The following is a 12,636-nucleotide window of genomic DNA, read 5'->3' on the forward strand; positions in this document are numbered from 1 at the left end:
TTTTTAATGTTTATGGTAAAAATAAATAATAATATTAAAGATATAAAGCAGTAAATATAAGTGCTTTTAAAAAAGCTTAAAAAATCTAAATGAAAATATGTGAATATAAATAAATTTTGTGGATTTCCAAATGGGGTTAGCATTGAGCCAAGATTTGCTGCTATTGTTTGTAATATTATGATTTGCATAGTAAATTTTTTCGCTTTTAATTCTTTTAATAAATAAATACTAAAAGGCACAAAACAAAGCAACGCTACATCATTAGTAACTAACATAGAGCTAAAAAAACATATTAGTATTAGTAAAATTGCTATGGTTTTTAATTTGGTAATTTTGTTTAATACATAAAAGGCAAGTAGCTTAAATGCTCCTATTAATTCTAAGGATTTATTAACAGCTATAAACATAGAAAGTAGGGCAAGTGTCTTAAAACTTATAAAATCATATAAAGAATTTAAATAAGTAAAATTAATACCTTTAAAAATAATTAAAACAACAAAACTAATTAATGAAAGAATAAATGTAAATAGCATAAGTTTAATTCATTCCGAAAAACGGAATGAATATTAATAATCGTCTTTTTCGCTTACTTGATATTCAAGCTCTTCAATTCTATCTTCTAAACCATAAATAATCTCTTTTAATTTTTCAAGTTCCATAAAGATTTTATCGCTTGAGTTTTTATCACGATTATTGTTGAATTGTTTCATAATACCAAGTTCAGCTTTTAATTTTTCAATTTCATTTTGTAATTCTTCAACTTTACTTACTTCGTTAGACAATGTAGTTTCCTTTGATTTAGATTTAACAGCTTTATCTTCAACTACTTCTTTTTCTACTTTTTCAGCTTTTGTTGCAGTTGGTTTTTTTGCTACTTCTTTAGAAGTTTCTTTTTTACTTACTTCTTTTTTAGCAGTAGTTTTTTTAGCTGTTTGCTTTGTTTCTTTTTCGCTAGTTTTTTTAGTAGCCATTATTTCTCCTTTATATATTTAAAAACCGAATTGTAAAAGTAAATAGTTAATTATTACCTAAAAATTCGCTAATTTTTTTCTTAACATTCGCATTTGTTAAATTGCTTATTTCTCCTTTGAAATTACCATCTTTATCAATTATATAAAAACTTGAGCTATGGGCTACGGTGTATTCAGCAGCACTATCTTGATAAATATACTCATATTTTACCCCATAGTTTTTTGAAATTCTTTTAAGCTCATCTTCGCTAGGCACAAGTCCTAGTGAGTTTTTATAAAAATATTGCACATATTCATTTATATCATTTGCCGTATCTCTTTTAGGGTCAAGACTAATAAATAATATTTTTATATCATTTCTATTTAATTCATTCAAAGCTTTAGTGGCAATAGCTAAAGAAGTAGGGCATATATCAGCACACAATGTGTAGCCAAAGTAAATTAATAAATTATCTCCTTTAAAATCTTTAAGGGTATAAGTTTTATCACCTACTCCTTTTAAATTAAAATCATATTTATTATTAAAACAAGCAGTTAAGATTAATCCTAAAAAAATAAAAATAATTAGCTTTTTCATACTATCTCCTAACATCAAAATCTATAGATAAATCAAGGCTTTTATTGTCATTAAATAATTCTAATCTATATCTCATAGTATTTTCAGTACAAGCACTAAAAACAATATCTCCAATATAAGTATTATCAATCTTTTCAAATTCTCCTACAATATCTCCCATATACATATTAAGCCCATAAAGTCTTGCATTTAATTTGGGAAAATCTTCTAAATTTTTAATAATTACTTTTGTTTCTTCTAAGGTTTTTAGCGGTTTTGGACTTAAATCAAATATGATTTTTTTACCTTTATAATCTACTTCACACTCACTTACATTTAAATCGCAACTAAGTGGAGTTAATGTAGTGATTAACTCCCTTTTTTTAGAATTTGGATAAAAATAAAACAAACTTGCAAAAATAGCAATTATTACTAATAAAAATATTAATTTTTTCATTAATGAGCATGAATTATTGATTTTGCTGGAATGTCTTTTAATTCAACTTTTTCGCCATTACTAAAGCTTAGTTCTAAATTAAGTTTAGTATCTTCTTTAATGCTATCTTTAATATCCATTAGCATAATATGATAGCTTTTTGGTTTTAGTTCTAAAGTATCATTTGCCTTGATTGTTGCGTCTTGTATTCTAATCATTTTCATCATACCATCTTCGTGAATATGAGTGTGGATTTCTGTATTTTTTGCAAAATCACATTTAGCATCAACTAATTTTATATCTTCATTTGAGTTGTTTTTAATACTCATAAAAATAGCTGAATTTTTTGCATTTGGTGGGGTAATTTTAACATAAGGCTCACTTATTTCTATGTTGTTTGCAAATAAACTTGCACCTAAACTTAACGCTAATAATATCTTTTTCATTGAATTCTCCTTTTTAATAAAAACGATAAGGATTATAAATAAATTTTTCTTAATGAAAGCAATAATCAAAAAAACATTTTTGGTATTAACTTAGCTTTAAAATTACTTTTTATAATTAGTCCTTAACTTTTATAGGAGCTAATAGTGAAAAAAATCATAATTTTATTATTATCAATTTATTTATATTCAGACAATTTATTACAAATTTATTTAAAAGATGGCATAGGTGCAGTTGAAAATAAGCTTGAAGCTGGACTTAGTGATGTTAAGTTTTGGCAAACTCAATTGCAAGGACTTGATTTAAAATATGGATACTATAGTGATGATGCTATGGTGGTAGTAGTTGATAAAGATAAACAAAAATTAGTTTTATTTGAAGAAAAAAACAACAAATTAACACCTAAATTCGAGCAAAGTGTAATAACAGGTCTTATGGGTAATAAAGAAAGAGAAGGGGACTTAAAAACCCCTATTGGAGCTTATCAGGTTTTAAACAAAATGGTTCCACCTGATAATTATTATGGACCTTATGCTTTTGTTTTAAACTATCCTAATTTATATGATAAAGTTCGTAAAAAAACAGGCTCTGGAATTTGGATTCATGGTTTTCCACTTGAAGGCGATGTAAGATATGATGCTTATAAGACTAAGGGTTGTGTTGTAATGACTAATGATGTTTTGCTAGATTTTAATGGCATTGTAAATAATAAAAAAATATATGTATTAATCAATGAAAAAGGCGTTGTTAGCACAAATGCTGATGAAATTGCTTTAATATTGGCTAATTTATTTGATTGGAAAAATGCTTGGACTAACAATGATTATAAAACATATCTTAGTTATTATAGTGATGAGTTTATTAAATATGATGGCACGAAAATATCTGCTTTCAAGGAGCAAAAAAAGGCAATTTTTAGTAGAAAGCAGGATAAAACAATACAATTTAAAGATATAAATATAATTCCTTATCCTAATTTAGAGCAAAGAAAAATATTTAAGATTACTTTTTATGAAAATTATGCTACTTCAAGTTATACTTTTAATGGTGAAAAAGTTTTATATATTGAATTAGTAAATGGAAAAATGTCAATCTTAACGGAGCAATAATGGCATTTATCACAATTAATAAAGCAAATTATTTTTATAATTTAAATGAGTGCTTAAAAAAAGTTAGTAGCATTGATAAATTAATCATTATTTTAAAGGACAATGCTTACGGGCACGATATTAATATAATTAGTGATTTGGCTTTAGAATTTGGTATTAAAAATGTCGCAGTAAAAAACATAAATGAAGCTAGTATTATTCAAAATAAATTTAAAAATATATTAATACTATCTCAAATTCCAAAGCATTATAAAGCTTGCGATAATTATATTTTAGCTATTAATGATTTGAGTTATTTTGATTATTTAAATAATGAAGATAAAGTCGCTTTAAAACTTGATACTAATATGCATAGAAGTGGAATATGTGAAAACAATTTAGAATTAGCTCTAAAAATTATTAAAGAAAAAAAGCTGAAATTAGTATCAGCTTTCACTCATTATTCAAGTCCAAATAATATTAAAAATCAAAAACCACTTTATATAAAAATGTGCGAGTTTATAAAGAATAATTATTCTGATGAAGTGTTTTTTCACTCTGCAAATTCTAGCACTTTATTTTTAGATGAAAATGAATACGATAAGGCTGCTAGAGTAGGCTTAGCACAATTTGGGTATTGCGATGTAAAGGCTAATTTAAAGCCGGTTTTAAGTCTTTGGGCTGAAAAAATTAGCTCAAGAATTATTAGTGCTGGAGATAGTATTGGATATGATGAGATTTTTGTATCTAATAAGGATTTAAAAGTTGCTAATTATGATTTAGGATATGGAGATGGGCTTTTATATTATAAAGGTTTAAAAGAATTTAAATTAGCAAATAACGAACAAGTTTTAGGCAAAATCTCAATGGATAGCTTTAGTATTGAAGATACTAATAAAGAAAATATCTGCGTATTTAACGATGCTTTAAAATACGCAAATTATTTTAATACTAATGTTTATGAAGCTTTAGTTAGATTAAATCCAAGCATTAAAAAAATAATAATTTAATGCTTTTCTATAATTAATACATAAAGTTTTACAACTGATAAAAATAAAGCCAAAATAGCAGGCCCTAATATAACTCCCCAAAAGCCAAATGTAGAAATACCAGCAATCATTGCAAAAAATATCAAAAGCTCATTTACATTTGCTGGAGTTTTTAACAATTTTTCATTAATCCATCTAATTATTAATGGCTTTACAAAAGTATCTGCAATAATAGAAATCATAATAATTGAATAAAGTGCAATTATTATAGCATTTGCTGTATTGCCGTGAGAGTATTCATATAAACTAACAGGAACCCAAAGTAAAGCACCGCCTATTAATGGAATTAGCGAAGATATTGCATATAAAATACCCATTAAAAGTCCGTTATATCCAAAATACATTAAAAATACTGCAAATAATAAACCTTCAAAAACAGCAGTAATAATTACAGAATAAAACACAACGCTCATTACATTAGATACTTCACCTAATACATTTTCAAATTCACTTTTTTTAAGCGGCATAAGTTTTCTAAAAAATCCTACAAGTTCTACTCCATAATAATTTGCGAAGAAATAAAATATTATTATTAATATAAGTTCAGTAAAGAATTTAACACCTGATTTTGTAAAATTTGAAGCATAATTTAATATATTTTTACCTACATTATTTAAATCTATTTCATTTAAAGCTTCTTTTACTTTTGGCTCTATGTAGTCTAAATTGCTTGGTAAATTAAATTCTGCTGATTTTAATTTTGTAATTGTTGTTTGAATTTGAGCTATATCTAAGTCTTTAATTGAGCTTGCTAAAGAAAAGCTAGTGTATGCAAGTGGAGCAAAAAATAATAAAGACATCATAGTTGTTAAAACTATTGGAGCTACATATTTTCTTTTTGTTTTTATGAATATTTTATGATGAAGATTTGCAGTAGCAACTGCCATTAAAACAGCAATTGCAATAGTTAATAAAAAAGGTTTAAATAAATAAAGCAAACAACATAAAACCAATAAAACAATAGCTGTTATAAAATATTTAGCATTCATTTATTTAGCCTTTGTGGTAGGTGAATAATTTTTGGATTTAAAGCTGATAGATAAGGATTATTATCGTTAAAATCTCTTTTGTATATCATAAATTGGTCAGTTACAAAAAGTAGCCAATCTACTAATTCATCGCTAGCAGGACCTCTCATATCTCTAGCTTCATCTAAGACATCTTCAACAATTTTACAAATATTTACGAATTGATTAATTTTTAAAAAACCACTAGCGCTTTTCATATTATGAAACATTCTAAAAAGCTCATTTACTTTATTTTTATATTTATCTTCATCTTCAAGTGCGATAATAACAGGCTCTAAAGAATCGCAAAAAATATTAAAATGGGTCATAAAATCATCAACGATATCAAAATCAAATTCTAATTCTAATTGCCCTAAAAGTCCTAAATTTTTATTCATGTAATCACTCGTTTTTATATTTTGCTAAGATTATACAAATTATTTACAAACATTATTTAAGGTAAAAAATGGAAAGAATAGTTGAAATTGAACAATTTAAAGATGATAGCAAATATGAAATTAGCCTAAGACCAAGCACTTTTGATGAATATGTAGGTCAAAACAAAACTAAAGAGAATTTAAAAGTATTTATAAAATCAGCAAAGTTAAGAAATGCTCCGCTTGATCATACTTTATTTTTTGGCCCTGCAGGTCTTGGAAAAACTACTTTAGCAAATATAATTGCAAATGAAATGGGAGTAAATATCAAAACCACAGCAGCTCCTATGATAGAAAAAAGCGGAGATTTAGCTGCAATTCTTACAAATCTTGAAGATGGAGATATATTATTTATTGATGAAATTCATCGCTTAAGCCCTGCTATTGAAGAAGTTTTATATCCAGCGATGGAGGACTTTCGTCTTGATATTATAATAGGAAGTGGTCCTGCAGCTCAAACCGTTAAAATTGATTTAGCTAAGTTTTGCTTAATTGCTGCTACTACTAAAAGCGGTGGAATTTCAACTCCGCTTAGGGATAGATTTGGGATTAATTGTAGGCTAGAGTTTTATACCCCTGATGAACTTGCCTTAATTATTAGCAAAGCTGCTTTAAAGCTTGATATTACCTGTGATAACGACGCTAGTAAAGAAATAGCTAAAAGATGCAGAAGCACCCCAAGAATTGCCCTTAGACTTCTTAAAAGAGTTAGGGATTTTGCCATAGTAAATAATGAAACAAAAATCACTTTAAAAAGAGCTAAATTAGCGCTTGAGAGTTTAGGCGTAAATGAATTAGGTCTTGATGAGTGCGATTTAAATTATCTTGAGTTTTTATGCAAGGCTAAAAAAGCAGTGGGCTTAAATACTATTGCAGCAGCTTTAAGCGAAGATGAAAGAACTATTGAAGATGTAATCGAACCTTATTTAATAGCAAATAATTACATAGAAAAAAGTGCAAAAGGAAGGGTAGCAACCACTAAAGCTTATTCGCTTTTAAGATTAAGCGGTTATACACCTTCTTTATTTGATATAAATTAAGAATTAAATTCTTAATTTATTTTTATACTAAATCTTTTTCTTTTGCTAATTTTAAGGCTTTAAAAAATACATTTAATTCTTCAATATTTCCTACGCTAATTCTGTTAAATAAAGGATAATTATGTATTTTTCTACCTACTTTAACGCCGTTTTCTAGCATAAAATTATGATAATTTTCACTTTTTATTTTATGTAAAATAAAATTAGCATTAGATTTAAAATAAAAAATATCCAATTCATTTAAAACCTGCTCTAATTTAGCCTTATTTTCTAAGGTCATAGCTCTTGTTTTACTTACAAATTCTTCATCTTTTAAAGCATTTATAGCACAAAATAAAGCATAAGCATTGATATTGTCTATTAAAATAAACTCATCAATAAAAGAAAGCAATTCATTTTCAGCAATAGCATATCCTATTCTAAGTCCTGCTAGAGCATAGATTTTAGAAAAGGTTCTAGTAATTATTATATTTTTTTGACATTTTTTAATACTTACAAAATTAGCATTGTATTCAGCATAAGCTTCATCTAAAATCATATAAGTATTATCCTTACAAATTGAGCATAAATACTCTAAATCATTTTGGCTAAGCTCTTTTGCACTTGGGTTGTTTGGATTGGTAATGTAAATTAAATTATATGAGTTTTTTAATGGTTTTATATCATTTACATTTAGGATAAAATCATCTTTTAAATAAATATAAGTGATTTTTACTTTTAAAGCTTTTGCAATGCTTAAAACCAAATCAAATGTTGGCATAGGAACTATTAAATTAAGCTCTTTATTTTCGCTTTTTGCTCTTGCATTTAAAGCACAAATTGTTCTATAAATGATATCGCTTGAGCCACAACCTAAGCTTATGTTATTTGATTTTACATTATGCTTTTTGGCTAGTTCTTCTTTTAGCAAATACTCGCTATCGCAAGGGTATTTACACATTAAATCATAATCATTCATAATGCTTTTAAAATCGTGCTTTATTAAGGTATTTTCATTATTTGATAAATCAATCATCTTTTAACTCCTTGTTTAAATAATTTGCCAATTTTTTTGCACTAGCAAATGCAAAATGTATATTAAATCCGCCTAAAATCCCTGCTACATTTAAACATTCACCTATGAAAAATAAACCTTTATTTCCTAAGCTTTCATAATGCTCATTTAGGCTTTTTAGACTAACTCCACCTTTACAAACTTCTGCTTTATTAAAGCCTAGATTTCCTGCTGGTGCGAACTCATAATTATATAATTTATTTATAATCTCTTTTTCTTCTAAATTATATTTATTCATTGCTTTATCGCTTAAATTATTTGCGTTTAAGTATTCTTTAATAAAAGCTTTAGGTAAAGATAAATGCGTGCTAGCTTGCTTTAAACTACTAAAATCTATTTTAAAATCATTTAGAAAATTAATTTTGATTTTGCCTTTAGTCCAAAACAATGAAGCACTCAAAACCACAGGGCCACTAATACTTTTATGGGTAAATAACATAGAACCTTTAAAAGTATCATTAATGCAAACTTCAATGCTAATTCCACTAAGATTTTTCATAAAAAACTCATCTTTTTGTAAAGTAAGTGGCACTAAAGCAGGTAAAAACTCGCTAAATCCTATTTGAAATTCTTTTGCAATTTTTAATGCAATATCGCTTACTCCTAAAGTAGCAAAAGAAATTCCACCGGTAGCAATTACTACATTTTTAGCTAAAAACTCGCCTTTATTTGTGATGATTTTATAAGAATTATTTACCTTTTCTAAGCCTAAAACTTTAGTATTTAGCATAATTTTTGATTTATTTTGACTTAATAATCTATCAAGTATTAACGAAGAATTAGGAGCAAAAAACTGCTTATTTCTAATTTTATTAAACTTAATTCCTTTAAAAAAATTAAGATTATCTTGATAGCTAAACTCATCTAAACTTTGCTTTAATTTATCATAATCATCGCATAAATACGATTTAATATTGATATTTTCATTCGTTACATTGCATTTGCCACCACCACTTATTAAAAGTTTTTTAGCAACGGCGTTATTTTGCTCTAAAATTAAAGCATTTTTTTTCAAATTAGCAGCCAAAAATAATCCCGCTGCTCCAGCTCCAATAATTATTAAATCTTTAATGGTTTGTCCTTTTGGTATTTTTATTACTTATAATACTAAAAATTATAAAGGATAGATAATGAAAATAATAATTGCGAGTTCAAATAGTGGTAAATTAAAAGAATTTAAAGAATTATTAACAAATTGTGAGCTTTATTTAGCAAGTGATTTTGTTAGTGATTTTAATCCTATTGAAAATGGAAATAGCTTTAAACAAAATGCAAAAATTAAAGCAAAAGCATTGTGGGATAAATTAAGCGAAGAAGATAAGAAAAATTATGCAGTATTAGCTGATGATAGTGGTCTTTGCGTTGAGGCTTTAGATAATGCTCCAGGCATTTTTTCTGCTAGATACGCAAATGATTTTAGTGATGAAAAAGATGCTAAAAATAGAGAAAAATTACGCCTTGAATTAACAAAAATTGGAGTTGATTTTAGTAAGGCTAGTTTTGTTTGCGTTTTATGCTTAATCACTAATTCAAAGATAGAATTTGCAAAAGGCGTTTGCGATGGAACGATTAGTAAAATAGAAAGCGGTAATAATGGTTTTGGCTATGATAGTATGTTTATTCCTTTAGGATTAAGTAAGACTTTTGCAGAGCTTAGTCAAGATGAAAAAAATAAAATTAGCCACAGATTTAAGGCTTTAGAAGAATTAAAAAAGATTTTTTAAATTCTTATTAATTTTTATTAATTAATAAATTGAAAAACTAAAAGAATGAAATAATTTCATATTTAATTTAAAAAACTATATTATAAAATGTATCTATAATTGACACTATAGTTTAATAGTAAATATATGAGCTTTAAAGAAAGATTAAGCTATTTAACTAATAGAATGAGTGAGATAGGTAATCAAAGTGCATTTAGTCAAGATACTAAGGCTTTAAATAATCAATTAGGAGCAGGTATTGATAATGTTGAAGATAAAACTCAAATGGTTGATACTAAACCAATAGAAAAAAGAGTAGAAAGAAGAGAAAATGAGGTTAGTAATCAACATAAAAAGATTCAAAACACTAATGTAAAAGACACTACAAATATAGTAAATTTAGCAGATAGTGGAATGAGAATAAAATCAGTAAATGGAGTTGAAGGACTTTACGATAAAAATGATAAATTAATTCATAGTAGAGCAGAAATTGAGCAAAAAGGACAATGGGTATTCTATGAAAAAGGAGATATAAATGGTAAATATCTACAAGTTGGCGACCAAAGGTATGTATTAGGTAGCAATGCTGATAAGATGAAAGAATGGGCTAATTCTGCAATCAATAAGAAATTTTAATATTACCAACCCTAAAAAAGGGTTGGGTATATCAACTTTTATGAAAAATATTTCCTGGAAGATCTTCAAAAATAATACCTGTAATTGGGTCGTCTATAAAATTAGTATCTTCAAGCCAATCACAATCGTGTAAATTATTATTTTTACTATCATTAAAAGGCTCATTATCCCACATAGGTAATTTCGTAAATACATAATCTACAATACCATTAATTTTATCTCTAAGACCATTTAAAAATAACATAAAAAACGATAAAATTACATAAATAACACCGATAAAAGCTAAATAATATTTACAAGTATTCATAGCATTATCAATAACACTTATATTGCTAAAATCAATATGTCCTAATTTTATAAAATCAGTAATACAAGCAAGTCCTAAATTCCAAGCAAAAACAAATAAGCAAGGTATGAACGCTAACCACCAAAGGCTAAATTGAAAAAATCTTACTTCACTTTTCCAAATAGTTTTTTTCATATATTTTACTCCATAAAATTATTTTCATACTATAATTATAGTATAAATTTACTTAAAATAAAATAAGCATTTGTTTTTAAAACAATAGTTATTTAATATATGATATAATAATTCAATTTTTTTTAAAAATGGCAACTTCTTAGAAGTTAGGTTTAATGGTTCAACCTTGCCATATAGGTATCATTATATCTATAAACAAAAACCATTTGTTTATTTTATGTTCCTTAGGGGATACAATATCCTCTAGGAATATTGTATTTTTGCCACCCCTTTCGGAACTAGAAAGGAAAAATCATGGCAAATTTTGAAAAAAATTTAACAAGGCAACAAATTGCCTTTATTAGAAGAGCTAGAGCTGAAGCAAAAGCTAGAGCTTGGCTAATAGATAAAAATGGGTTATGCACACATATTCCCAAAAATATGGCTTTAGTGCCATATAAAGAAAAAAATGAAAAAGCAACCAAAGAAAAAGAAATATTAGGTGTTACAAATAACCCTAATTTGCAATTTCTTTTAGGAATAGGATTTATAACAATCCTATATTTAATAGGTTGTTATTTAAATAACCTTGAAAGAACTGAGTTCTTAAACTCAGCACTTGAGGTTATTGCTAGATAATTTTCTTCCACATGCAAATTATTTTCAATCATTTTTTAGCATTGTCAATGCTTGTATAGTGGAGTTTTTTACTCACACGACTTCGGTCGTGTTGGGTATGAATTTAAATAAGCCCATTTGGGGAGAAAAACCCCAATGGGTAATTATTCTCCTAAAAATGAGTTTATTTAAATTTATTTTTAAGGAGAAAAAAATGGCAAATGAAATTTTGTATTTTTGCTTTAAAGTTAGTGTCGTAACACTAGCTACTGGATTAGCGTTTGCTAAGTTTTGTAGTTGGTGTATAGCACTAGCTTTTTAAACACAAAAAAGGTAGGTCAGACACCTGTGTTCCACGATAACGGCGTGGTTTAGGTCTGAAATTGTTGCCCCTATGGGAATAATATTCCCATTATGGGTGTTATTTTTCCTTTTGGGGTTGGTTTTTAATGTTTTAATTAACTTTTAAAAGGATATAATCATGAAAAAAATTTTAAAAAAGTATATTTTTTCAAACAAATTTGTTTTAGAAAATATATCAAGAAGTTGCTATGGTTTTAGTGTAGCTTTTATGATAGCAATTATTGTTGCATTTGTATTTAGGTCAGATTCTGCATTTAATCTTTATACAATATGCTTTTCAATAACAGGAAGTATGATAATGTTTATCTTAGGAATTGTTATAGATAACATAAGAAAGGATATACAATGATTAACGCATATGTAATTATGGGTTTTATAAGCATTATAGGATTAATTGGAATTTATTATTCATTAGACTATCTAAAAACAAAAAAACAAGAACAAAAATAAGTTTCTTTTTTGGCTAGGTATCAAAGATACATTAGCTTTATGCTAATTGTATCTACCTAGCATATTTTTATAGCTTGATTTAATCAGCTTTTTTATCTACAAAAATATATTTACCTTTTATGTATATAATTATATTACTTGGAAAGAATAAAGGTTTCTAACCTTGAACTACATAATAGCTAATATGTGGTTCTACTTCTTAATTTTATTTCTGATAAATAGGTGTCTTTGTTTTATATCTGTATAGATTATCTTTGATATTTTTGATATATAAAAATATTTTTATTGCAAAAATATATATTATAAATTATGTATTATATATAC

General features: G+C 26.4%; 17 protein-coding genes. 7 read left to right on the forward strand and 10 right to left on the reverse strand.

What is annotated here, in order from left to right:
• The 5 genes from KJQ97_RS07380 to KJQ97_RS07400 all read right to left on the reverse strand — a co-directional run.
• Positions 1–533 (reverse strand): SLC13 family permease (locus KJQ97_RS07380; protein WP_214120427.1); only part of this gene is annotated, 533 nt, incomplete at its 3' end.
• Positions 534–566: 33 nt separating this feature from the next.
• Complete coding sequence (locus KJQ97_RS07385; protein ID WP_214120428.1) at positions 567–971, reverse strand: hypothetical protein; 405 nt, start codon at positions 969–971, stop codon at positions 567–569.
• 46 nt (positions 972–1,017) lie between these two features.
• Positions 1,018–1,548: an SCO family protein gene (locus tag KJQ97_RS07390; RefSeq protein WP_214120429.1), complete on the reverse strand. Its 531-nt coding sequence runs from the start codon at positions 1,546–1,548 to the stop codon at positions 1,018–1,020.
• Between the two features lies 1 nt (position 1,549).
• Positions 1,550–1,984, reverse strand: coding sequence for a hypothetical protein (locus KJQ97_RS07395; RefSeq protein ID WP_214120430.1), 435 nt, complete (start codon positions 1,982–1,984; stop codon positions 1,550–1,552).
• Positions 1,984–2,409 (reverse strand): copper chaperone PCu(A)C, encoded by a 426-nt coding sequence (locus KJQ97_RS07400; RefSeq protein WP_214120431.1) that lies wholly within the window; start codon positions 2,407–2,409, stop codon positions 1,984–1,986. The genes KJQ97_RS07395 and KJQ97_RS07400 overlap by 1 nt, the downstream gene beginning before the upstream one ends.
• A gap of 144 nt (positions 2,410–2,553) precedes the next feature.
• Between KJQ97_RS07400 and KJQ97_RS07405 the strand changes: the two genes are divergently transcribed.
• Together KJQ97_RS07405 and KJQ97_RS07410 are read left to right on the forward strand one after the other, a co-directional pair.
• Positions 2,554–3,516, forward strand: coding sequence for a L,D-transpeptidase family protein (locus tag KJQ97_RS07405; protein WP_214117312.1), 963 nt, complete (start codon positions 2,554–2,556; stop codon positions 3,514–3,516).
• A complete protein-coding gene (locus KJQ97_RS07410; RefSeq protein ID WP_214120432.1) occupies positions 3,516–4,505 on the forward strand; it encodes an alanine racemase in 990 nt (329 codons plus the stop codon). The genes KJQ97_RS07405 and KJQ97_RS07410 overlap by 1 nt, the downstream gene beginning before the upstream one ends.
• Here the strand turns inward: KJQ97_RS07410 and KJQ97_RS07415 are convergent.
• Together KJQ97_RS07415 and KJQ97_RS07420 are read right to left on the reverse strand one after the other, a co-directional pair.
• On the reverse strand, positions 4,502–5,533 hold the full coding sequence (locus KJQ97_RS07415; RefSeq protein ID WP_214120433.1) for an AI-2E family transporter: 1,032 nt from the start codon (positions 5,531–5,533) through the stop codon (positions 4,502–4,504). The two genes, KJQ97_RS07410 and KJQ97_RS07415, sit on opposite strands and share 4 nt — an antisense overlap.
• A complete protein-coding gene (locus KJQ97_RS07420) occupies positions 5,530–5,949 on the reverse strand; it encodes an Hpt domain-containing protein (RefSeq protein WP_214117301.1) in 420 nt (139 codons plus the stop codon). The genes KJQ97_RS07415 and KJQ97_RS07420 overlap by 4 nt, the downstream gene beginning before the upstream one ends.
• Positions 5,950–6,017: 68 nt before the next feature.
• Here KJQ97_RS07420 and ruvB point away from each other — a divergent pair, with 68 nt between their 5' ends.
• Positions 6,018–7,028: a Holliday junction branch migration DNA helicase RuvB gene (gene ruvB, locus KJQ97_RS07425; RefSeq protein WP_214120434.1), complete on the forward strand. Its 1,011-nt coding sequence runs from the start codon at positions 6,018–6,020 to the stop codon at positions 7,026–7,028.
• 22 nt (positions 7,029–7,050) lie between these two features.
• Here the strand turns inward: ruvB and KJQ97_RS07430 are convergent, their stop codons facing one another.
• Both KJQ97_RS07430 and KJQ97_RS07435 read right to left on the reverse strand, forming a co-directional pair.
• Positions 7,051–8,043 carry a pyridoxal phosphate-dependent aminotransferase gene (locus KJQ97_RS07430; RefSeq protein ID WP_214120435.1) on the reverse strand — a complete coding sequence of 331 codons (993 nt, stop codon included), beginning with the start codon at positions 8,041–8,043 and terminating at the stop codon, positions 7,051–7,053.
• A complete protein-coding gene (locus KJQ97_RS07435; protein WP_350028221.1) occupies positions 8,036–9,178 on the reverse strand; it encodes an aminoacetone oxidase family FAD-binding enzyme in 1,143 nt (380 codons plus the stop codon). Before KJQ97_RS07435 ends, KJQ97_RS07430 begins: the two co-directional genes overlap by 8 nt.
• Before the next feature lie 34 nt (positions 9,179–9,212).
• Between KJQ97_RS07435 and rdgB the strand changes: the two genes are divergently transcribed.
• Positions 9,213–9,806, forward strand: coding sequence for an RdgB/HAM1 family non-canonical purine NTP pyrophosphatase (gene rdgB, locus KJQ97_RS07440; RefSeq protein WP_214120436.1), 594 nt, complete (start codon positions 9,213–9,215; stop codon positions 9,804–9,806).
• Between the two features lie 126 nt (positions 9,807–9,932).
• On the forward strand, positions 9,933–10,421 hold the full coding sequence (locus KJQ97_RS07445) for a hypothetical protein (protein ID WP_214120437.1): 489 nt from the start codon (positions 9,933–9,935) through the stop codon (positions 10,419–10,421).
• Between the two features lie 31 nt (positions 10,422–10,452).
• Here KJQ97_RS07445 and KJQ97_RS07450 read toward each other — a convergent pair whose 3' ends face one another.
• A complete protein-coding gene (locus KJQ97_RS07450) occupies positions 10,453–10,902 on the reverse strand; it encodes a hypothetical protein (protein WP_214120438.1) in 450 nt (149 codons plus the stop codon).
• 294 nt (positions 10,903–11,196) lie between these two features.
• Here KJQ97_RS07450 and KJQ97_RS07455 point away from each other — a divergent pair, with 294 nt between their 5' ends.
• Both KJQ97_RS07455 and KJQ97_RS07460 read left to right on the forward strand, forming a co-directional pair.
• Positions 11,197–11,520, forward strand: coding sequence for a hypothetical protein (locus tag KJQ97_RS07455; protein WP_214120439.1), 324 nt, complete (start codon positions 11,197–11,199; stop codon positions 11,518–11,520).
• Positions 11,521–11,980: 460 nt separating this feature from the next.
• On the forward strand, positions 11,981–12,211 hold the full coding sequence (locus KJQ97_RS07460) for a hypothetical protein (protein WP_214120440.1): 231 nt from the start codon (positions 11,981–11,983) through the stop codon (positions 12,209–12,211).
• Positions 12,212–12,636: the final 425 nt, after the last annotated feature.

Origin of the sequence: Campylobacter sp. 2018MI01, from assembly GCF_018501205.1 — a bacterium.
In the GTDB taxonomy this organism is placed as follows: domain Bacteria; phylum Campylobacterota; class Campylobacteria; order Campylobacterales; family Campylobacteraceae; genus Campylobacter_E.